This window comes from Streptomyces sp. NPDC111507 (genome assembly GCF_055638955.1).
The window spans coordinates 572,362-593,657 of sequence record NZ_JBVKBU010000005.1 but is presented as its reverse complement, the minus strand read 5'-3'; the positions used below and the strand labels follow the sequence as shown (position 1 = coordinate 593,657).

14 protein-coding genes are annotated in these 21,296 nt (G+C 70.1%); 12 read left to right on the top strand and 2 right to left on the bottom strand.

Annotation, left to right across the window (positions count from 1 at the left end; genetic code table 11):
* The first annotated feature begins 52 nt into the window (after nt 1–52).
* Genes ACZ7M2_RS23905 through ACZ7M2_RS23895 form a run of 3 tightly spaced genes read left to right on the top strand, consistent with a single transcriptional unit; the run spans nt 53 to nt 5,833 of the window.
* The gene (locus tag ACZ7M2_RS23905) at nt 53–2,392 is read left to right on the top strand and encodes an alpha-L-fucosidase (protein WP_471596960.1); all 2,340 of its coding nucleotides are present in this window, start codon (nt 53–55) and stop codon (nt 2,390–2,392) included.
* Nucleotides 2,385–4,280, top strand: a complete 1,896-nt coding sequence (locus tag ACZ7M2_RS23900) for a family 20 glycosylhydrolase (RefSeq protein WP_471596959.1) — start codon at nt 2,385–2,387, stop codon at nt 4,278–4,280. Before ACZ7M2_RS23905 ends, ACZ7M2_RS23900 begins: the two co-directional genes overlap by 8 nt.
* Nucleotides 4,281–4,300: 20 nt before the next feature.
* Nucleotides 4,301–5,833 carry an alpha-L-fucosidase gene (locus ACZ7M2_RS23895; RefSeq protein ID WP_471596958.1) on the top strand — a complete coding sequence of 511 codons (1,533 nt, stop codon included), beginning with the start codon at nt 4,301–4,303 and terminating at the stop codon, nt 5,831–5,833.
* 75 nt (nt 5,834–5,908) lie between these two features.
* Here ACZ7M2_RS23895 and ACZ7M2_RS23890 read toward each other — a convergent pair whose 3' ends face one another.
* Nucleotides 5,909–6,952 (bottom strand): LacI family DNA-binding transcriptional regulator, encoded by a 1,044-nt coding sequence (locus ACZ7M2_RS23890; RefSeq protein ID WP_471596957.1) that lies wholly within the window; start codon nt 6,950–6,952, stop codon nt 5,909–5,911.
* Between the two features lie 220 nt (nt 6,953–7,172).
* On the opposite strand from ACZ7M2_RS23890, the gene ACZ7M2_RS23885 reads away from it, so the two are divergent.
* The 6 genes from ACZ7M2_RS23885 to ACZ7M2_RS23860 are packed head-to-tail and all read left to right on the top strand — an operon-like array spanning nt 7,173 to nt 16,690.
* Nucleotides 7,173–8,465, top strand: coding sequence for an ABC transporter substrate-binding protein (locus ACZ7M2_RS23885; RefSeq protein WP_471596956.1), 1,293 nt, complete (start codon nt 7,173–7,175; stop codon nt 8,463–8,465).
* Between the two features lie 8 nt (nt 8,466–8,473).
* Complete coding sequence (locus ACZ7M2_RS23880; RefSeq protein ID WP_471596955.1) at nt 8,474–9,370, top strand: carbohydrate ABC transporter permease; 897 nt, start codon at nt 8,474–8,476, stop codon at nt 9,368–9,370.
* A gap of 44 nt (nt 9,371–9,414) precedes the next feature.
* On the top strand, nt 9,415–10,332 hold the full coding sequence (locus tag ACZ7M2_RS23875; RefSeq protein WP_471596954.1) for a carbohydrate ABC transporter permease: 918 nt from the start codon (nt 9,415–9,417) through the stop codon (nt 10,330–10,332).
* 37 nt (nt 10,333–10,369) lie between these two features.
* Entirely contained in the window at nt 10,370–11,629 is a 1,260-nt protein-coding gene (locus ACZ7M2_RS23870) for a glycoside hydrolase 5 family protein (RefSeq protein ID WP_471596953.1), read from the top strand.
* Nucleotides 11,626–13,629, top strand: coding sequence for an endo-beta-N-acetylglucosaminidase (locus ACZ7M2_RS23865; protein ID WP_471596952.1), 2,004 nt, complete (start codon nt 11,626–11,628; stop codon nt 13,627–13,629). The genes ACZ7M2_RS23870 and ACZ7M2_RS23865 overlap by 4 nt, the downstream gene beginning before the upstream one ends.
* Nucleotides 13,630–13,672: 43 nt before the next feature.
* Nucleotides 13,673–16,690 carry an alpha-mannosidase gene (locus tag ACZ7M2_RS23860; protein ID WP_471596951.1) on the top strand — a complete coding sequence of 1,006 codons (3,018 nt, stop codon included), beginning with the start codon at nt 13,673–13,675 and terminating at the stop codon, nt 16,688–16,690.
* A 40-nt stretch (nt 16,691–16,730) separates the two neighbouring features.
* On the opposite strand, the gene ACZ7M2_RS23855 is transcribed toward ACZ7M2_RS23860, so the two are convergent.
* Nucleotides 16,731–17,432: a FadR/GntR family transcriptional regulator gene (locus tag ACZ7M2_RS23855; protein ID WP_352049912.1), complete on the bottom strand. Its 702-nt coding sequence runs from the start codon at nt 17,430–17,432 to the stop codon at nt 16,731–16,733.
* 199 nt (nt 17,433–17,631) lie between these two features.
* Between ACZ7M2_RS23855 and ACZ7M2_RS23850 the strand changes: the two genes are divergently transcribed.
* From ACZ7M2_RS23850 to ACZ7M2_RS23840, 3 genes are read left to right on the top strand one after another with little or no spacing between them, the layout of a single operon-like run.
* Nucleotides 17,632–18,699, top strand: coding sequence for a sugar ABC transporter substrate-binding protein (locus tag ACZ7M2_RS23850; RefSeq protein ID WP_471596950.1), 1,068 nt, complete (start codon nt 17,632–17,634; stop codon nt 18,697–18,699).
* Complete coding sequence (locus ACZ7M2_RS23845) at nt 18,696–20,189, top strand: sugar ABC transporter ATP-binding protein (protein ID WP_471596949.1); 1,494 nt, start codon at nt 18,696–18,698, stop codon at nt 20,187–20,189. Before ACZ7M2_RS23850 ends, ACZ7M2_RS23845 begins: the two co-directional genes overlap by 4 nt.
* On the top strand, nt 20,182–21,216 hold the full coding sequence (locus tag ACZ7M2_RS23840; RefSeq protein ID WP_352049909.1) for an ABC transporter permease: 1,035 nt from the start codon (nt 20,182–20,184) through the stop codon (nt 21,214–21,216). The genes ACZ7M2_RS23845 and ACZ7M2_RS23840 overlap by 8 nt, the downstream gene beginning before the upstream one ends.
* Nucleotides 21,217–21,296: the final 80 nt, after the last annotated feature.

The following is a 21,296-nucleotide window of genomic DNA, read 5'->3' as shown; positions in this document are numbered from 1 at the left end:
ACAGGATCTGGTGGCGCCTCAATCATCAAACATCCGATGAATTGGAGCCGCTATGAGCACGTATCCAAGACGTCAGGTTCTGGGCGCCGCGGCTGGAGTGGCCGTCGCCGCCACTCTTCCCCTCGCGGCCACGGCCGAAGCGCGACCGGCGGTCGAGCAGTACGGCCAGTGGGTTCCCGTCCCCGACCCGATCCCCGTGCCGCTCGACGCGTACACCGACAACGACGGCATCGACACGGCGGCCGCCCCCGGCGGCAGCTTCGACGGCTCGGGGTACACGTTCCCCGGCGAGGAGCTCCCGGCTGGCCCCGTCGAGGTGGACGGCATCGCGTTCGTCTTCCCCTCCGCCGCCGCGGGCGCCCGGAACAACGTGGTGGCCCTCGGCCAGCGCATCGACCTCCCGAGCGGGCGCTATCTCTCGGCCCACTTCCTCACCGCGGGCAGCTACGGCGACGCCTCGGGCCGAGCCACCGTGCACTACGCCGACGGCTCGACGACCACCGCCGGGCTCGGCGGCGCGGACTGGTACGCGACCGGCGGGTCGCTGTCGGCCCCGTACCGCTACCGGCCGGACGGCACGAAGGACGAGCACGCTGTGGGGATCGGCACGGCCGAGGTCTGGATCGACCCGCGGCGCGAGGCGGTCGCCCTCACCCTGCCGACCACCAACCCCGCCGAGGCCGGCAAAGCCTCCCTCCACGTGTTCGCCCTCTCCCTCCAACCGGCCGCCCAGGGACGGGCGTTGGCCCTGCGGGACGCGCACTCCACCTTCTCCCTGGTGGAGTCGAGCGGCGCGCAGAGCGTGGAGGCCACGGTCGTCAACGCCGGCACGGTCGCCGTCCTCGCCGGTGACCGGGTGTCGATCGGCGTCGACGTGCCGGGCGCCCGCACCGTCGAGCCCGCGCACGTCATCCGCCTCGACCCAGGCGAGCAGGCGCGCGTCCGGGTCGGCATCCGCAACCGTGTGGGCACGGCACCGGGCACCGCGCGGCCCGGAAAGGTGACCGTCACCGGACGCGGGCAGCACGTCACCTCCACCGGGCGCGAGTTGACCCTCGGCGTGCCCGACTACCAGCCCACCGAGAGCTCTCTCGCCGGCCACCAGGCCCCGTACTGGTTCCACCGCGCCAAGTTCGGCATCTTCATCCACTGGGGTGTCTACTCGGTGCCCGCCTGGTCTCCGGTCGGCAAGCAGTACGCCGAGTGGTACTGGAACCACCTGCAGAGCCCGGACAACGCGGTGTACGCCTACCACCGGGACACCTACGGCGAGAACTTCGCCTACGACGACTTCATCCCGATGTTCACGGCGGAGAGGTTCGACCCCCGGGCCTGGGTGGAACTCTTCCGCGACGCGGGAGCCCAGTACCACGTGCTCACCTCCAAGCACCACGAGGGCTTCGCCCTGTGGGACACCAAGGTCTCCGACCGCAACGCCGTGAAGATGGGCCCGAAGCGCGATCTGATCCGCGAACTCTTCGACGCCTCGAAGAAGTTCACGCCCGAGCTGCACCGCGGCCTGTACTTCTCCATGCCCGAGTGGTTCAACCCCGACAACCCGTGGATGGGCCACGCCCCACGCAACCCGTACACCCTGGAGCCGCTCCCGTACACCGGATACACGGCGGGCAAGGACTATGTGAAGGACTATCAGGCCCCGCAGATGCTGGAACTGATCCACGGCTACGACCCGTCCCTCATCTGGTGCGACATCGGCGGCGCGAACGACAGCCTCCATGTCCTCGCCGAGTACTTCAACCACGGCAAGAACAGACCCAAGCCGTACGAGGTGACCGTCAACAACCGCTCGGGCATCGGCTTCCACGACTTCACCACCCCCGAGTACACGACGTACGAGAACACGGTCGTCGCGAAGTGGGAGTCGAGCCGGGGACTCGACCCCTTCAGCTACGGCTACAACAAGGCGACGCCCGACGCCGCCTACATGACCGCCGAGGAGGTCGTCCACAGCCTGGTCGACATCGTGTCGAAGAACGGCAACTTCCTGCTGGACATCGGCCCCCGCGCGGACGGCACCATCCCGGAGATCATGCAGACCCGGCTGCGCGAGACCGGCCGCTGGCTCAGGACCAACGGCGAGGCGATCTACGACACCACGTACTGGTCACGGATGGCGCAGCTCGGCGAGGACCTGCGGTTCACGGTCCGGCAGAACGAGGCGTTCTACATCCACGCGCTGACCGAGCCCGGCGCCACACTGACCGTCGAGGCGCCGGTGCCGATCCGCGGCGGGGACAAGGTGACGATGCTCGGTCACGACCGGCCGCTGACCTGGACGGTGAGCGGCGGGTCGCTGGTCGTCGACGTGCCGGAAGCGGCTCGCAAGGCGGGGCAGTACGTGTGGGTGTTCAAGGTGGAATGGCATGGTTGACCGACGCCCCGCACGGCCCGCTCGGAGCAGGTGGACCCGGAGGGCCGTCGGCTGCGTGGCGGCGCTGCTGCTGACGCTCGCCGCACCGGTCCCGGCGCTGGCGCGCACAGCGGAGGCGCGGACGGCCGCGGTGCCTCCCGTCACGGTCCCCGCCCTCGCCAACTGGACACCGGAACAAGGGAATTACTCCTTCGGTCCCGGCTCGCGCATCGTCGCGCGCGACGCCGCGGCACGCCGGGTCGCGGACACTCTCGCCGACGATCTGCGCGCGGCGGGCCACGGCACCGTTCCCGTCGTACGTCAGGGCGCGCACGCGGGTGACGTCGTGATCGGCGTCGACCCCTCCTCGTCGCGGCTCAGCACGGAGGGATACGAACTGCGCGCGGGCAAGAGCCTGCTGGTGACCGCCGCCGCCGAGACCGGAGCCTTCTACGGCACCCGCACCCTCCTCCAACTCCTCGCCCAGAGCGACCGCGTGCCCGCCGGGAGCACGGTCGACGTGCCCCAGTACAAGGAACGCGGTGTCGGCGTCTGCGCCTGCTACGTCCACATCTCCACGGCCTGGCTGGAGAACCTGGTGCGCGACATGGCGTACCACAAGCTCAACCAGCTGCTGCTCGAACTGAAGGTGAAGAGCGACGCCCACCCCGAGGCCAACGCCTGGGGCTACTACACGAAGGACGAGATACGCCGGCTCGTGGCCCTCGGCGAGAAGTACCACGTCGAGATCATCCCGGAGATCAACTCGCCCGGGCACATGGACCCCTGGATCCAGAACCGCCCGGACCTCCAGCTCACCGACGCCGACGGCGTGAAGCAGCCCGCCCGGCTCGACATCACACAGGACGCGGCCTTCACGTACTACACGAGCCTGATCGACGAGTACGCGCAGGTGTTCACGTCCGGGTCCTGGCACATGGGCGCCGACGAGTACATGCTCGGCTCCGACTTCGCCAAGTACCCGCAGATCCTCGCCTACGCACGGGCCAGGTACGGCGCGAACGCCACGCCGCAGGACGCGTTCATCGACTTCGTCAACCGCGTCCAGGCCTACGCGGCGGCCAAGGGCAAGAAGCTGCGCATCTGGAACGACGGTCTCACCGGCGCCAACACCGTGCCCGTCACGGCCGGTACGACGGTCGAGCACTGGCTGAACGTGGCGACGAAACCGAGCCGGCTCATCGCCCAGGGCTATCCGTTGATGAACGCCGCGTACTCCCTCTACCTCGTCCGCGGCGGCTTCCACACCGACACGAGGGCGCTGTACGACCAGAGCTGGGACCCGCGCAGTTTCGAGGGCGAGAAGCTCGCCTCACGCGCAGGCGTCACCGGGGCGAAGATCAGCCTCTGGCCGGACAACGGGCGCGGGGAGACCGAGAACGAGGTCGCGACGGCCATGGACCCGGCCCTGCGGCACATCGCCCAGGTCACCTGGGGCTCGCCGCACCCCGACCCGACGTACGCCGAGTTCACCGCGCGCGGTGCGGCCGTGGGGCACGCGCCCGGGTGGCGGGACCTGACCCGCGTGCCGGTGGCCGAGGGGACGTACACCTTCCGCGGTGGGGCCGCGACCGCCGATCTCCAGGTCCGGCGGACCGCGGACGGCTATGCGACCCTGCGGTCCACGACGAGCGGCGGCTGTCTGGAGGTGAGCGGCGGAAAGCTCACGCTGAACGTGCCCCTGGACCCCGGTGTCGAGGTGACCGAATCGCCGTGCGTCGCCGTGGACACCTTGCAGCGCTGGGAGCTGGACCCGGTGCGCGGCGGCGGATACCGGCTCGTCAACGCGATCACACGGATGGCGGTGCACGTGACGGACGCGGGGCGGCTCCTCCAGTACCCGCCGGACCAAGAGCCGCCCACCGTCTGGCAGTCGACCGTCCACTGATGTGAGGAGACTCCCACCCCATGGCCATCTCCAGACGCCTCTTCGTCCTGGCATCCACCGCCCTCGTCGTGTCCACCGGTACATCCGTCGCCCTCGCGGCCCCCGGCGAAGCGCCCTCCCGCATCCCCGTCAGCCCCTCCGACACCGAGGACGACCTGGTTCGCAAGGCCTCCCAAGTCCGGCCCACCGCACGACAGATCGCCTGGCAGAACCTCGGACGCACCGCCTTCCTGCACTTCGGCGTGAACACCTTCACCGGTCTGGAGTGGGGCACCGGCGACGAGGACCCGGACGTCTTCCAGCCTGTCGGGCTCGACACCGACCAGTGGGCCCGCGCCCTGCGCGACGGCGGCTTCGAGCTCGCCATCCTCACCGTCAAGCACCACGACGGGTTCGTCCTTCACCCGTCGCGCTACACCGACCACTCGGTGGCGTCGAGCAGTTGGCGCGGCGGGCGCGGCGACGTGCTGCGCTCCTTCGCCGACTCGATGCGCCGCCACGGGATCAAGGTCGGTGTCTACATCTCACCGGCCGACGAGAACCAGTACCTGCACGGCGTGTACGCCAACGGCAGCGCGCGCACGGAGCGCACCATCCCGACGCTCGTCGACAGCGACGACCGTACGAACCCGAGGACGTTCACGCTGGACGCCACCGACTACGGCGCCCATATGCTCAACCAGCTCTACGAAGTGCTCACCGAGTACGGACCCGTCGACGAGGTGTGGTTCGACGGGGCACAGGGCCGCATTCCGCCCGACAAGGTCGAGAAGTACGACTGGGACAGCTGGTACGCGCTGGTCCGGGCCCTCGCCCCCGACGCCTCGATCGCCGTGTCCGGGCCCGATGTGCGCTGGGTCGGCAACGAGGGCGGGCTCGCCCGCGAGGACGAGTGGAGCGTCGTACCGGTCACGGAGAAGGACAACGGCCGCACGGACTACGCGCTGGCCTACGACGCACCCGACGAGGGCAGCAGGGCCGCGCTGGTGGCGGCCCGGCCGGTGGCCGACTACCTGCAGTGGTGGCCGGCCGAGTGCGATGTCTCCATCCGTGACGGCTGGTTCTATCACGCCGAGCAACAGCCCAAGAGCGTGGACGAGTTGACCGACATCTACTTCCGCTCGGTCGGCCGCAACTCGGTGCTGCTGCTCAACATCCCACCCGACACGCAGGGCTTGCTGCCGGCCGCCGACGTGGTGCGGCTGCGCGAGTTCCGCGAACGCGTGGACCGGGAGCTGCCGGAGGACCTGGGGCGCGGGGCCGTGGTCCGCTCCTCCCCAGGGGTCCTCACCGTCGACCTCGGTACGGAACACGAGGTGGACCGGATCCGGCTCGCCGAGGACATCCGGCACGGCCAGCAGGTGGAGAGCTTCGTGGTCGAGGCGTACGCAGCGGGCGCCTGGAGCCGGGTGGCCGGGGCGGGCACGATCGGAGCGAGCCGGATCCTGCTGCTCGCGGTGCCCGTACGGGCCCGGCACTGGCGCCTTCGGGTGACGCGGTCACGGCAGACCGCGCGGATCGCGGAGTTCGCGCTGTATCGCTCACGGATCTGACGCGTACGGGAGGTGGATGCCCCGCACGGCGTCCACCTCCCACCGTCTCCGGCTCCGCGCCCGTCCTTCACCCTCTCAAGCCCCGCAGGGCCCCGTACTCTCCCGTTCGATCAGTCGCGGCACCGGTACCTGCACCGTCCGGGCCGGGCCGCCGTCCAGTAGTGCGGTGAGTTCCTGGGCGGCCGTGCGGCCGAACTGGACGGTGTCGCGGGAGAGGGCGGACAGCCAGGGTTTGACCACGCGGCACAGGGGCGAGTCCTCCCAGGCGACGACCGAGACGTCGCGCGGCACCAGGAAGCCGAGTTCCGTGGCGGCGGCGACGCCGGCGACGGCCATCACGTCGTTGTCGTAGACCAGCGCGGTCGGCGGGGTGCCGTTCTCCAGGACGCGGCGGGTGACGGCGGCGCCCTCCGCGTCCGAGTAGTCCGTGGGGACCGAGCGCACCTCCGTCAGACCCCGTCGCTCGGCCTCCGCGCGCAGGGTGCGGATCCGGCGCTCGGTGTGGGCGAGCCCCGGCAGGCCCGCGATGTGCACGATCCGGCGATGGCCGAGCGCGTACAGCTCGTCCACCACCGCGGCCATCGCGCCCGCGTCGTCCGCCCAGACGGTGGAGATCCCCGGGTGCCCCGCGTCCGGAACGCCGCCGATCACCACGGCGGGCAGACCCAGCTCCTCGAGCAGATCCGGACGCGGATCGTCGGTCCGCGGGTCGACGACCATGACTCCGTCCACGCGGTGCTCGGCCCACCAGCGCCGGTAGACCCCGCACTCGTCGGCCACGTCCTCCACCACCTGGAAGAGCAGGCCGAGATGACGCTCGGCCAGTACCTCCTGAATGCCGGAGATCAGCTGCAGGAAGAACGAGTCCACCCCCAGGGTGTCGGCGGGACGGGCCACCACGAGACCGACCGTCGCCGCGCCCTCGCCGGACAGCTGGCGCGCCGCCGTACTCGGCCGCCAGCCCAGCTGTTCGGCCACGCGACGGACCCGGTCGCGGGTGATCTCGGAGACCCCGGGCCGGTCGTTGAGCGCGAAGGAGACCGCGCTCTCGGAGACCCCGGCGCGCTGCGCGATGTCCTTCATCGTCGGTCGGCGCGCGGGTGACCGCTTGGCTGGCAACCCTGTTCCCCGTTCTGCTGAGCTGGTGTACTAATGCGCTTGAGCTGAGGCAATCTAAAGCGCATTAGTGATCGATTGCAAGAGGCTGCGGGAACGTCTGTGACCAGCCATGTTGTGGCACTAATGAATTTAGCTGGGCCAAATCCATTGACTTGCCCGGCGAGTTGGCTGCAAGGTCTGCCCCGGCACCGTTACCCCTGCTGCAAGAGGAGCCCCATCCGTGCGCATCTCCCGCAGAGCTCTCGCCGCCGCTGCCACCGTCGCCGTTCTCCTGCCGCTGAGTGCCTGCGGTTCCGGGAGCGACGGCGGTGGCTCGACGGACGCCTCCGGCAAGATCGAGGGCGACATCACCTTCCAGACCTGGAACCTGAGGGCCAACTTCAAGTCGTACTTCGAGGGCGTGATCGCCGACTTCGAGAAGAAGTACCCGGGCACCCATGTGAAGTGGGTCGACCAGCCCGCCGAGGGCTACGCCGACAAGATCAGCGCGGACGCGGCCGGCGGCACCCTGCCCGACGTCGTCAACGTCTCGCCGGACCTCGTCGCCCCGCTCGCCAAGGCGGGCCTCGCCCTCGACCTCGACAAGTCCGCCGCGCAGTACAAGAAGGAGTACCTGGACGGCGCCTGGGCCAGCCACCAGATACCGGGCATGACCGGCACGTACGCCTTCCCCTGGTACCTCAACACCGGCCCGCTCTTCTACAACAAGTCCCTGTTCAAGGAGGCCGGCCTCGACGCCTCCAAGCCGCCGACGACGTACGACGAACTCTTCGCCGACGCCCTGCAGCTGGCGAAGAAGAGCGACGGTAAGGTCGCCACGCTCGCCAACGTGCCCACCGTCGAGGACTTCGGCCGCTACGGCGTCGAGCTGATGAACAAGGAAGGCACCGCCTTCGCCTTCAACGACGCCAAGGGAGTCGAACTCCTCACCAAGTACAAGGAGTTGTACGACGCGAAGGCGCTCGACCCGCAGGCGCTGACCGCGACCCCGGAGTCCTCGGGCAAGAAGTTCCTCACCGAGGCCGTCGCCCTGAACCCGGGCAGCGCCCTGGACCTCGGCAACTTCAAGAAGCAGGCCCCGAACCTCTACAGGAACATCGGCATCACGGACCAGATCACCAGCACCGGCAAGGTGAACATGTACGTGATGGGCGTGATGGTCAACTCGCGCACCAAGCACACTCCCGCCTCGGTCGCCTTCGCGCACTTCGTCACCGACGCGCAGAACCAGATGTCCTTCGCCAAGAAGGTCGCGATCTTCCCGAGCACCGCGGGCTCGCTCGACGACCCGTACTTCACCAAGGAGGACGGCACCGACGAGACCCGCGTGCGGATAGCCGCCGCCAAGTCCCTGAAGAACGCGGTCAACTACACGCCGGTCCTCTTCAGCGAGCAGATGAAGACCGCGCTGCGCAACGAGGTCGCGAAGGCCCTGCAGGGCAAGGAGAGCCCCAAGACGGCTCTTGACAACGCTGTCAAGGCCTGCGACACGCTGCTCAGGCAGCAGGGCTGAGCGCAGCCATGGCGAGTTCCTCCAGCACCGCCCGGGTACGGCGCCAACTGCCGGCCAGCCCCTGGCTGTTCGCCGCTCCCGGCCTCCTGGTCGTGGGCGTGTTCATCCTCTATCCGTTCGTCTCGACCGTGGTCAACGCCTTCACCGACCGCCGCACCCTGATCCCGGGCAGGTTCGTGGGCCTCGCCAACTTCCGCGAGCTGCTGCACGACGACATGTTCTGGATCGGGCTGCGCAACAGCACGCTGTACGTCCTCGGGGTCGTCCCCGCGCTCGTCCTGCTGCCGTTGCTGCTCGCGCTGCTGGTCCAGAAGAACATCCCCGGGATCACCTTCTTCCGGTCGGCCTTCTACACCCCGGTGGTCGCGTCCATCGTCGTGGTCGGCCTGATCTGGGTGTGGCTCCTGGACGAACGCGGCCTGGTGAACTCGCTGTTGGAGTCGATCGGCGTCGGCAGGGTCGGCTTCCTCAGCGACCAGTGGCTGCTCCTGCTGAGCGCCATGGCCGTCACGGTCTGGAAGGGCCTCGGCTACTACATGATCATTTACCTGGCCGCGCTCGCCAATGTGCCGCGCGAGCTGCACGAGGCCGCGTCGGTCGACGGCGCGGGCGCGGTCCGGCGCTTCCTCACGGTCACCGTGCCGGCCGTCCGCTCCACCATGGTGCTGGTCGCCGCGCTCTCCTCGGTCGCCGCCTTCAAGGTGTTCTCCGAGGTGTACCTGATGGCGGGCCCGGACGGCGGCCCGGCGGGCGAGGACACCACCCTCGTGATGCTCGTGCAGCGCACCGGCACCGGACTGACGGGCCGGGTCGGGTACGCCTCCGCCATCTCGGTCGTCGTCTTCGTCGTCACCGTCGCGCTGATGCTGCTCGTGCTGCGCGCCGACCGCAAGGAGGACGCGTGAGCGTGCCGGAAGGAGGACGTGCGAGCGTGCGGGAAGGAGGACGCGTGAGCGTGCTGGAGAAGGAGCGTGACGTCGAGCGGCGTGCGCCGTCCGAGCGCGGGCCCCGGCTCCGCCGTATCACCGACGAGCACGGCCGCCGTGTCCGCGGCTGGGAACTCGCCCTGCGCTACCTGCTGTTGCTCGCCGTCCTCGCCCTGACCGTCGGCCCGTTCCTGTGGCAGCTGTCCACCTCGCTCAAGGGCCCGACCGAGGACATCTTCAGCTCACCGCCGAAGTTCCTGCCGGGCGATCCCACGCTGCACAACTACAAGCGGGTGGCCGACACCATCCCCGTCTGGGACTACGCCTTCAACTCCCTGAAGGTCGCGGGCGCCAACGTCGTCACCAACTGCGTCGGCTCGGCCCTCGCGGGTTACGCCCTGGCCCGCCTGCGCTACCGGGGCAGGCGCGTGGCGACCCTCGTCTTCATCCTCGCGATGCTGGTCCCCGTCGAGGGCATCATCATCGCCCAGTTCACCACCATGCGAGAACTCGGCCTGAACAACACGCTCATCGGGGTCGTCCTGCCCGGCAGCATCGGCGCGATGAACGTCCTGCTGATGCGCGGCGCCTTCCTCAATCTGCCGTACGAGATCGAGGAGGCGGCCTTCGTGGACGGCGCCAACACCTGGCAGCGGTTCCTGCGGATCGCGCTGCCCTCGGTGAAGGGCACGCTCGCCGTCGTCGCGATCTTCGCCTTCATGGGCGCCTGGGACGACTTCCTGTGGCCGCTCATCGTGCTCAGCGATCCCTCGAAGTTCACCCTCACCATCGGCCTCAACTATCTGCACGGCACCTTCGCCAACGACGAACGGCTCGTCGCCGCCGGCACGATCATCGCCGTGGCACCGCTCATCGCCCTCTTCGCCTGCCTCCAGCGGTACTTCTTCCGCGGCGTGGGGGAGGGCGCGGTCAAGGGCTGACCTCCCGCCGTCCCGATTCGCTTCGCAAGGATCCTGCATGCCTTCTGCCGTGCGCTTCGGCGTCAACTACACCCCCAGCGAAGGGTGGTTCCACCACTGGCTCGACTTCGACCTCGACTCCGTACGCGCCGACCTCGACTCCATCGCCGCGCTGGGCCTCGACCACATCCGGGTCTTCCCGCTGTGGCCCTACTTCCAGCCCAACCGCGCGCTGATCCGCCCGCGCGCCGTCGAGCAGCTGCTCCAGCTCGTCGACGCGGCCGGAGAACGGGGGCTCGATGTCAACGTGGACGGCCTGCAGGGGCACCTGTCGAGCTTCGACTTCCTGCCCGCGTGGACGCGGACCTGGCACCGGCGCAACCTGTTCACCGACCCGGAGGTCCTCGACGGCCAGGCGGCCTATCTGCGCACGCTCGCCGCGGCCCTCGCCGACCACCCGCACTTCATCGGCATGACGCTCGGCAACGAGGTCAACCAGTTCTCGGCGGGCCCGCCCCATCCGGACCCCGACCGGGCGAGCAGCGCCCAGATCGACGACTGGCTGGAGCGGATGCTCGCCGCCTGCGAGGAGGGCGCCCCCGGCAGGCTGCATCTGCACGCCGAGTACGACGCCACCTGGTACCAGGACGACATGCCGTTCACTCCGGGCCAGGCGGCCCGCCGCGGTGCCGTCACGGCCGTACATTCCTGGGTCTTCAACGGCACCGCTCAGCGGCACGGCCGTACCTCCGTGCCGACCGAACACCACGCCGCGTATCTGATCGAGCTGAGCAAGGCCTGGGCCGACGACCCGCACCGGCCCGTCTGGCTCCAGGAGGTCGGCGCACCCGCCCCCCTGATCCCGCCCGAGCACGCCGCGGCCTTCACCGAGGCCACCGTCGCGGCGGCGCTGGACTGTCCCGACCTGTGGGGCATCACCTGGTGGTGCTCCCACGACGTCTCCCGCGACCTCGCCGACTTCCCCGAACTCGAATACGGGCTCGGCCTGTTGACCAACGACCGGCGCCCGAAGGACAGCGCGCGGACGCTGGCCCGCGCCGCCCGCGAGCACCACCGCACGCCCGCCCCTCGCACCACGGCGCTGATCGTCCCCGCCGACCCCGCCGTCCGCTCGCTCTGCGCCCCGGGCGGCCCCGTCTTCGAGGCGTTCTTCCGGCTCACCGCCGACGGCGCCCGACCCACCACCGTCCTCGACGCGCGCGCGGACGACAAGGAACACCTCGCCGCGCGCGGCATCACCGAAGTCGTCAGTCCCGATCAGGTACTCCCCATCCCACAAGGAGAAACCCGCTCGTGAACCCCACCAGACGCACCGTCCTGCTCGCCGGCGCGACCGCCGCGCTGCTGCCCGCCCTGCCCGCGGTCGCGGAGACCGGGGCCGCAGCGACCGCGGCACCGCCGTACGCCTCCTACTGGTACCCCGACTCGCTGCCCTCGGGCACTCCCGGCACCGGCATCACCTGGCACAGTCTCAAGGCATGGAGCGCCGCCACCGACGCCGACCTGGCGTTCAACGCCTCGACCGTGCCGCTCGCCGCGCGCTTCACACCGACGCCGGCCAACACGACGGCCCGCAGCGGCCAGGCCCGTATCCAGTCCCTCGTCTCCTTCGGCCCCACGTCGAGCAACCCCTCGCAGGGGGCCGCCACCGCCGACTTCTACGCTCTCACCCACTGGGCCTACCTTGACGAACTCGTCTTCTGGGGCGGCTCGGCGGGCGAGGGCCTGATCCTCGCGCCGAACGCCCCGATCGTCGACGCGGCCCACCGGCACGGCGTGCCCGTCCTCGGCAACGTCTTCCTGCCGCCCGTCGCCTACGGCGGACAGCTTCAGTGGACCCGCGACCTGGTGCAGAAGGACTCCACCGGGCACTACCCCCTGGCCGCGCGGCTCGTCGCGGTGGCGGCGGCGTACGGCTTCGACGGCTGGTTCATCAACGCGGAGACCAGCGGCGGGAATACCGCGCTCGCCACCGACATGCTCGGCTTCATGAACGAACTGAAGACGCTCGGAACGGCTCAGGGGCAGCGCGTCACCTGGTACGACGCGATGACGGTGAGCGGCTCGGTGAGCTGGCAGGGCGCCCTGAACAACCAGAACAAGACGTTCTTCCAGGCCGCCGACTCCATGTTCGTCGACTTCCGCTGGTCGCAGAGCGGCCTGGCCTCCTCCGCGACGACGGCCCGGCAACTCGGACGCAGTCCCTACGAGTTGTGGGCGGGCGTCGACGTCGAAGCCAACGGCACCGGCCCGTCCGTCAATTGGGACGCCATCGTGCCGAGCGCCAAGGCCCACGTCACCTCGCTCGGCTTCTACCGGCCCGAGTGGACCCGCAACCACCTGCCCGCGAGCCGGACCCCCGGCGACTTCCACGCCGCCGACGACCTGTTCTGGACCGGCTCCTCCCTCGATCCCTCCAAGCCCGGCACGAACGCGAGCTGGCGCGCCCCGGCCGTCTCCGTCGCCGACCGCTCGACCGTCGCCTCGCTTCCCTTCGGAGCCGTCTTCAACACCGGTCACGGGCTGAAGTGGTACGAGGACGGCGAGGTCACCTCGGACACGGCCTGGAACCATCTCGGCCTCCAGGACCGGCTGCCCTCCCGCCGCTGGGTCGTGCGGACGAACGGACAGCGCCCCGCCGTCACCTTCGACTTCGCGGACGCCTGGCGGGGCGGAAGCAGCCTGCTCGTCGACGGCGCCCTCGACGCAGCCACCACGCTGGACCTGTACGCGACGAGGCTGCCGCTCACCGCGGACACGGTGGTCGAGCTCACCTACCGCACGGACGCGGGCGCCGCCGCCGTGGAGCTGGCCGTCGCCACCGCCGAGCCGAGCGCGGCGGGCGGGGCACCCCCGTACACGTACCTCCCGCTCGCGTCCTCGGGCGACGGCTGGCAGACCGCCGCAGTGCCGCTGACCGGACCGACCGGGACCGTGCACGCGCTGGGCGTGCGGCTGACGGCGAGCAGTGGTCCGGTGCGCTGGCGTCTCGGCCGGCTCGCGGTCCGCGATGCCGTGCTCACCCCCGCCGCACCCACCGACCTGCGCGTCACCGGCGCCGACGGAGGCAACCTGCGCTTCGCCTGGCAGGGCGCCCCCGGCGAAGTACGCCATTACGAGCTGTACCGGACGCTCCCCGACGGCACGCGCCGCTTCCTCGGCGGCACCTGCCAGAGCGCGTTCTACGTCGGCGGTCTCACCGCCGAGCAGGGCGAGTCGTCCGGGGGGTTCGAAGTGCGCGCGGTGGGGGAGCTGTTCACCGTCTCGACCGCCGCCACGACCACCCACACCTGGTAGCAGGACCACCTTCCCGCACCATCTTCACCCCACGGAGCACCCCATGCATGACGACCGCACCCTGGTCGAAGCCCGCCTCAAGCGCGTCCTCGACGAGCGCATCCGACCCGCCGTGTACCCCGAGTCCGTGCCGCTGGACGTCGCGGTGTGGCACGCTCCCGGTGAGCCGGTGCCCGTCGCCGAGGGGCTCGCGGCCGCACCCGAGCCGATCGAGGTGGGTGCGCGCTGGGGCGCTCCGTGGGGCACCAGCTGGTTCCGGGCCACCGGGACCGTCCCGGAGGCGTGGGCGGGGAAGACCGTCGAGGCACTGCTGGACCTCGGCTTCGACGAGAACATGCCCGGCTTCCAGTGCGAGGGGCTCGTCTACCGGCCCGACGGCACTCCGGTGAAGGGCCTCAACCCGCGCAACCAGTGGGTGCGCATCGGCGCCCCGGTCGAGGGCGGCGAGGAGGTCCGGCTGCATGTCGAGGCCGCCTCCAACCCGGTGATCCTCGACTACCACCCCTTCCTGCCCACCCAGTTGGGCGACAAGGAGACCGCGGGCACCGAGCCGCAGTACACCCTCACCCGGATGGACCTCGCCGTCCTCGACGAGACCGTGTGGGAGCTGGTGCTCGACCTGGAGGTTCTCGGCGAGCTGATGGCCGAGCTGCCGGTGGAGTCGGCGCGGCGCTGGGACATCCTGCGCGCGGTGGAGAAGGCGCTCGACGCGGTCGACCTGCAGGACGTGGGCGCGAGTGCCGCCGCGGCCCGCGAACGGCTTGCCGGGGTGCTCGCCGAGCCCGCCGTCCCGTCCGCGCACCGCATCAGCGCCGTCGGGCACGCGCACATCGACTCGGCGTGGCTGTGGCCGCTGCGCGAGACGGTCCGCAAGGTGGCGCGGACCACCTCCAACATGACCGCGCTCATCGAGGACGAGCCCGAGTTCGTCTTCGCGATGTCCCAGGCCCAGCAGTGGGCCTGGGTGAAGGAGCACCGGCCCGAGGTGTGGGCGCGGGTGAAGAAGGCGGTCGCGGACGGCCGGTTCGTGCCCGCGGGCGGTATGTGGGTCGAGTCGGACACCAACATGCCGGGCTCGGAGGCGATGGCCCGTCAGTTCGTGCACGGCAAGCGGTTCTTCCTCGACGAGTTCGGCATCGAGAACGACGAGGCCTGGCTGCCGGACACCTTCGGCTTCGCCGCAGGACTCCCGCAGATCATCAAGGCGGCGGGGTCCAAGTGGCTGCTCACCCAGAAGATCTCGTGGTCGCAGACCAACAAGTTCCCGCACCACACCTTTCAGTGGGAGGGCATCGACGGCACCCGCATCTTCACCCACTTCCCGCCCGTCGACACCTACAACTGCTCCATGCGGGGCAGCGAACTCGCCCACGCGGCCAGGAACTTCAAGGACAAGGGCGTCGCCCGGCACTCCCTCGCCCCCACCGGCTGGGGTGACGGAGGCGGCGGCACCACCCGCGAGATGGTGGCCAAGGCGGCCAGGGTCCGTGACCTCGAAGGCTCCGCCACCGTGGTGTGGGAGACCCCGACGGAGTTCTTCAAGAAGGCCGAGGCCGAGTACCCCAACGCCCCTGTCTGGGTCGGCGAGTTGTACCTCGAACTGCACCGCGCCACGCTCACCAGCCAGGCCAGGACCAAGCAGGGCAACCGCCGCAGTGAACACCTCCTGCGCGAGGCCGAACTCTGGGCGGCGACCGCGGCCGTACGGACCGGATTCCCGTACCCGTACGAGGAGTTGGACCGCATCTGGAAAACGGTCCTGCTCCACCAGTTCCACGACATCCTGCCCGGCTCGTCCATCGCCTGGGTGCACCGGGAGGCGCGCAGGACGTACGAGCGTGTCGCCGAGGAGCTGACCGGCATCATCGACGCGGCGCAGCGGGCGCTGGCGGGTGAAGGCGGCACAGAGCTCGTGTTCAACTCCGCCCCGCACAGCAGGGACGGGGTCCCGGCGGGCGGGGCCCTGCCCGCCGCCGCGACGAGCGAGGTGGCGCTCGCGCCGCGCGCAGGCGGCGGCCACGTCCTCGACAACGGCCTGCTGAGGGTCGAGATCGACGCCCGGGGCCTTGTCGTCTCCGCGTACGACATCGACGCCGACCGCGAGACGATCGCTCCTGGACGCGCCGCGAACCTGCTCCAGATCCACCCCGACTTCCCCAACATGTGGGACGCCTGGGACGTCGACGAGTTCTACCGCAACACGGTCACCGACCTGGTCGACGCCGACGAGGTCGCGCCCGGTGAGGACGGCGTGTCGGTGCGGCTCGTACGGTCCTTCGGCGCGTCGCGGGTCACCCAGGTGCTGTCGCTCGCGCCGGGGGAGCGGCGGCTCGGCATCGACACCGAGGTCGACTGGCACGAGACGGAGAAGTTCCTGAAGCTCGCCTTCCCGCTCGACGTGCACGCGGAGCGCTACGCCTCCGAGACACAGTTCGGGCACTTCTACCGGCCGACGCACACCAACACGTCCTGGGAGGCCGCCAAGTTCGAGGCATGCAACCACCGGTTCGTGCACATGGAGGAGCCCGGCTGGGGAGTCGCGCTCGTCAACGACTCGACGTACGGCCATGACGTGACCCGGACCGTCCGCGACAGCGACTCCGGTACGACCACCACCGTGCGTGTCTCGCTGCTGCGCGCCCCGCGCTTCCCCGACCCCGAGACCGACCAGGGCGTGCACCGTTTCCGGCACGCGCTGGTGCCGGGGGCCGGCATCGGGGACGCGGTGCGCGAGGGGTGGCGGATCAATCTGCCGGAGCGGCGGGTCAGCGGCGGGCATGAGGTCGCGCCCCTGGTGGAGGTGGCGCAGGACGCGGTCGTGGTGACGGCGGTCAAGCTCGCCGACGACGGCAGCGGGGATGTGGTCGTACGCTTCCACGAGTCCCGGGGCGGGCGCACCAGGGCCACGCTGACGGCCGGGTTCGAGGTCGGGGACGTCACCGTGACCGACCTGCTGGAGCGGCCCCTCGCGGACGCCGCGGTGCCGCGGCGCGACGACGACCGGGTCACCCTGTCGCTGCGCCCCTTCGAGCTGGTCACCCTGCGGCTGGCACGCGCCTGAGCGGTTGCGTGCCCGACCCCTTCGCGGGCCGCGGATCCGGCTACTGCGTGAGCTGGGTCCGCAGCCACTGCTCCACTTCGCCCACGTGCGCGGCGGCGGCAGCCCTGGCCGCCTCCGGGTCGTGGGCCACCAGCGCGCGGTGGATCGCCGCGTGCTCGCGGCGCGTGCGCTCGAAGGCGCCCTCCTCCTCGTAGCCCCGCCAGACCCGGGCACGGAACGTGCGCGAGGACAGGCCTTCCAGGATGGCCGCCATGGTGTCGTTTCCCGCGGCGGCCGCGATCTCGCGGTGGAAGGCCAGATCGTGGGCGAGGATCTCCTCCGGGTCGTCCGTCGCGTTCATCGCCAGCAGGTGTTTCTCGACCTCGGCGAGCTGGTCCGCCGTGATCCGTGCGGCGGCCAGCGCGGTCGCGGTCGACTCCAGGATCCGCCGCACCTCCAGCAGCTCGACCAGCCGCGGCCCGCGCGAGAGGTCGGCCACCACGCCGAAGGTCTCCAGCAGGTCCCCGGCCTCCAGCTGGGTGACGTAGATGCCCGAGCCGTGCCGGGCCTCCAGCACACCGAGGACCGTGAGCGCGCGGATCGCCTCGCGCATCGAGCTGCGGGACATGCCCAGCTGGGCGGCGAGATCACGCTCGGTCGGCAGCCGCTGCCCGGGCTCCAGCCGGCCCTCGCCGATCATCGCCTTGATCCGCTCGATGGCGCGCTGCGTCACGGTGCCCTTCTGCGGGGCCGACTCGTCCACGCCGTCTCCTCCTGTTGCCGGGTGCGCCGCAGTCTAACCACCAGAGTGGTCGGACCACTACGGCTGATAACGCGGAAATTTTGGCGCACGGGGGTGTTGCGGAGGTGAAGTGGTCTGATAAATATTCGTCCCGGTTGAGCGGGACGCTCGGCCACGCACCGTCACCCCCGATCGATCTCGCTCAACGAGGAGCCGTCAGATGGCCGGCAGAAACGTGCGGAACACGCGAATTGCGTCGCGGGCAGTGCGTGCGGCGGCTGCGGCCGCCTGCGCGACTCTCGCGCTCGCGGCATGCGGCAGCACCAAGGACTCCGTGTCGTCGGGCGGCGGAGGCACCGGCAAGGTCGGGGTGATCCTGCCTCTGCTGACCTCGCCGTTCTGGCAGTCCTACAACGACTACGTGCCGAAGATGGCGAAGTCCGAAGGGGTCGACGCCCTCAAGACCGTCAACTCCAACAGCGACCCGTCCCAGCAGATCACCGACATCAACAACCAGCTCAACCAGGGCGTGAAGGGCCTCGTCGTGGCCCCCCTGGACAGCGCCGCGATCGCCGCCGGGCTCGACCAGGCCGAGCGCAAGGGCGTTCCCGTGGTCGCTGTCGACGTGGCGCCCGAGAAGGGCAAGGTCGCCATGGTCGTACGCGCCAACAACGTCGCGTACGGCGAGAAGGCCTGTGAGTACCTCGGCAAGCAGATCCCTTCCGGCAAGGTCGTGCAGATCATGGGCGACCTGGCCTCCGTCAACGGCCGGGAGCGCTCCGAGGCCTTCCGCACCTGCGTGCAGAAGAACTACCCGAAGCTGAAGGTCCTGGAGATCCCCGCCAAGTGGGAGTCCGACACCGCGGCCTCCAAGCTCGACACCCTGCTGAACGCCAACCCCGACATCAAGGGCATCTACATGCAGGCGGGCGGCGTCTACCTCGCGCCGACCCTCCAGACCCTCAAGTCCAAGGGCATGCTGAAGAAGACCGGCCAGGCGGGCCACATCACGATCGTCTCGAACGACGGCATCCCGCAGGAGTTCGACGCCATCCGCAAGGGCGAGATCGACGCCACCGTCTCCCAGCCGGCCGACGCGTACGCCAAGTACGGCATGTACTACATCAAGGCCGCGATGCAGGGGAAGACGTTCAAGACCGGCCCGACCGACCACGACTCCGAGATCGTCAAGCTGCCTAGCGGCATCCTGGAGGACCAGCTGCCCGCGCCGCTGGTGACCAAGGACAACGTCGACGACCCCAAGCTCTGGGGCAACACGGTCAAATGAGTACCCCACTGGTGGAGGCGCGGGGGGTAGCCAAGCGGTACGGCCCCACCGTCGCCCTCCAAGACGGCCGACTCACCGTTCTCCCCGGTGAGTCCCATGCCCTCGTCGGGCGCAACGGCGCGGGCAAGTCCACCCTCGTCACCATCCTCACAGGCCTCCAGGCCGCCGACGAGGGCGAGGTCCGCTTCGACGGCGAGCCCGCGCCCGCGCTCACCGACCGCGACGCCTGGCGCCGCAAGGTGGCCTGCGTCTACCAGAAGCCCACCGTCGTACCGGAGCTGACGGTCGCCGAGAACCTCTTCATCAACCGGCAGCCGGTCGGGCGCGGTGGCTTCATCAGCTGGCGCAGGCTGCGGGCCGAGGCGGCGCAGGTCCTGGACACCTGGGACGTGCACGTCGACCCGGAGGCCCGCACCGCCGACCTCAAGGTCGAGGACCGCCAGATGGTCGAGATCGCCCGGGCGCTCAGCTTCGGCGCCCGGTTCATCGTCCTCGACGAGCCGACCGCGCAGCTCGACAACCGGGAGATCGAACGGCTCTTCACCCGGATGCGCGCGCTCCAGGAGTCCGGTGTCACCTTCCTGTTCATCTCGCACCACCTCCAGGAGGTGTACGAGGTGTGCCAGACGGTCACCGTGCTGCGCGACGCCCGCTGGATCACCACCGCGCCGGTCGCCGAACTCCCCCGCACGGCCCTGGTGGAGGCCATGGCGGGGGAGTCGATCGCCGAGCGGACCGTCACGCACCAGACCGTCGCCGCGGACGCCCCGGTGCTGCTCGACGCCCGAGGGCTCACCTCCGACGTGTACGAGGACATCGACCTCACCGTCCGCCGCGGCGAGGTCCTCGGCCTCGCCGGCTCCAGCGGCAGCGGCAAGATCGAGCTTGCCGAGTCCTTCGCCGGACTGCACACCCCGACCGGCGGTACGGCTCGACTCGACGGTGAGCGGCTGCCGTTCGGTGACGTGCAGGCCGCGCTCAAGGCGGGCGTCGCCTGTGTCCCGCGCGACCGGCACGAGCAGGGTCTCGTCTCCGGCATGACCATCGGCGACAACACCACCATGAGCGTCCTGAACCGGCTCGGCCGCTACGGATTCATCTCCGCCGCCCGCAAGCGGGGCTTCGCCACCGAGCTGATCGAACGCCTCGACATCCACACCGAAGGCCCCGAACAACCCGTCTCCGACCTCTCCGGCGGCAACGCGCAGAAGGTCGTCATGGCCCGCGCCCTCGCCTCCGACCCCCGCCTCCTCGTCCTCATCAACCCCACCGCGGGCGTCGACGTGAAGTCCAAGGAGTCACTGCTGTCCCGGATGGACAGCGCCAGCGAGGACGGCACCGCCGTGCTCGTCGTCTCCGACGAACTCGACGACCTGCGCCGCTGCGACCGCGTCCTCGTCCTCTTCCACGGCCGTGTCGTCGCCGAGCACCCGGCGGGCTGGCACGACCACGAGCTGATCGCCTCCATCGAAGGAGTGGACCATGGCTGACACGAAGGCCCCGTCGGCCTCGTCGCCCACCTCCGCGCGCGTCCCCGACGCACGGGCCGCCAAGACCGTACTGCTCCGCAGGGCCCGCGAACTCGCCCTCGTGCCAGCCCTGTTGGTGCTCCTGGTGCTCGGCGCGATCGTCAACGACTCGTTCCTCACCGAACGGAACCTGATCTCCATCCTGGGCGCCTCGGCGGCACTCGCGATGGTGGTCCTCGCCGAGTCGCTGGTGCTGATCACCGGCAAGATCGATCTGTCACTGGAGTCGGTGGTCGGCATCGCGCCCGCCGTCGGCGCCCTGCTGGTGCTGCCGTCCGCGCAGTCCGGCTGGGGCACGGAATGGCCGGCCGCGCTCGCCCTCGTCGCGATCCTCGTCGTGGGTGGAGTCATCGGCGCCTTCAACGGCATCCTCGTGGTGAAGTTCAAGCTCAACGCCTTCATCGTCACCCTCGCGATGCTGATCGTCCTGCGTGGCCTGTTGGTCGGCGCCACCAAGGGCAAGACACTGTTCGGCATGCCCGACGCGTTCTTCCAGCTGGCCACCTCCACCTTCCTGCGGGTCCCGCTGTCGGTGTGGCTGGCCGCGGTCGCCTTCGGGGCCGCCGGACTGATCCTCAAATACCACCGCGTCGGGCGCGCCCTGTACGCGATCGGCGGCAACACGGAGGCGGCCCGCGCCGCCGGTATCCGTGTCGACCGGATGCTGCTCGGCGTCTCCGTCGTCGCCGGCGTCCTGGCCTCGGTCGGCGGGATCATGCAGACCGGGTACGTCGGCGCGATCAGCGCCAACCAGGGCAACAACATGATCTTCACGGTGATGGCGGCGGCGGTCATCGGCGGCATCAGCCTGGACGGCGGCAAGGGCACCATGTTCGGCGCCCTGACCGGCGTACTCCTCCTCGGCGTGGTGCAGAACCTGCTCACCCTCGCCCAGGTGCCGTCCTTCTGGATCCAGGCCATCTACGGCGGAATCATCCTGGTCGCCCTGATGATCGCCCGCGTGACCACCGGCCGCGCCCAGGACTGACCTCCCTTCGTCTTCGTACGGATCCAAGGACCCACGGATCCACGGAACCCCTCCGTACGCCCCTGTCCCGGACCGAAAGG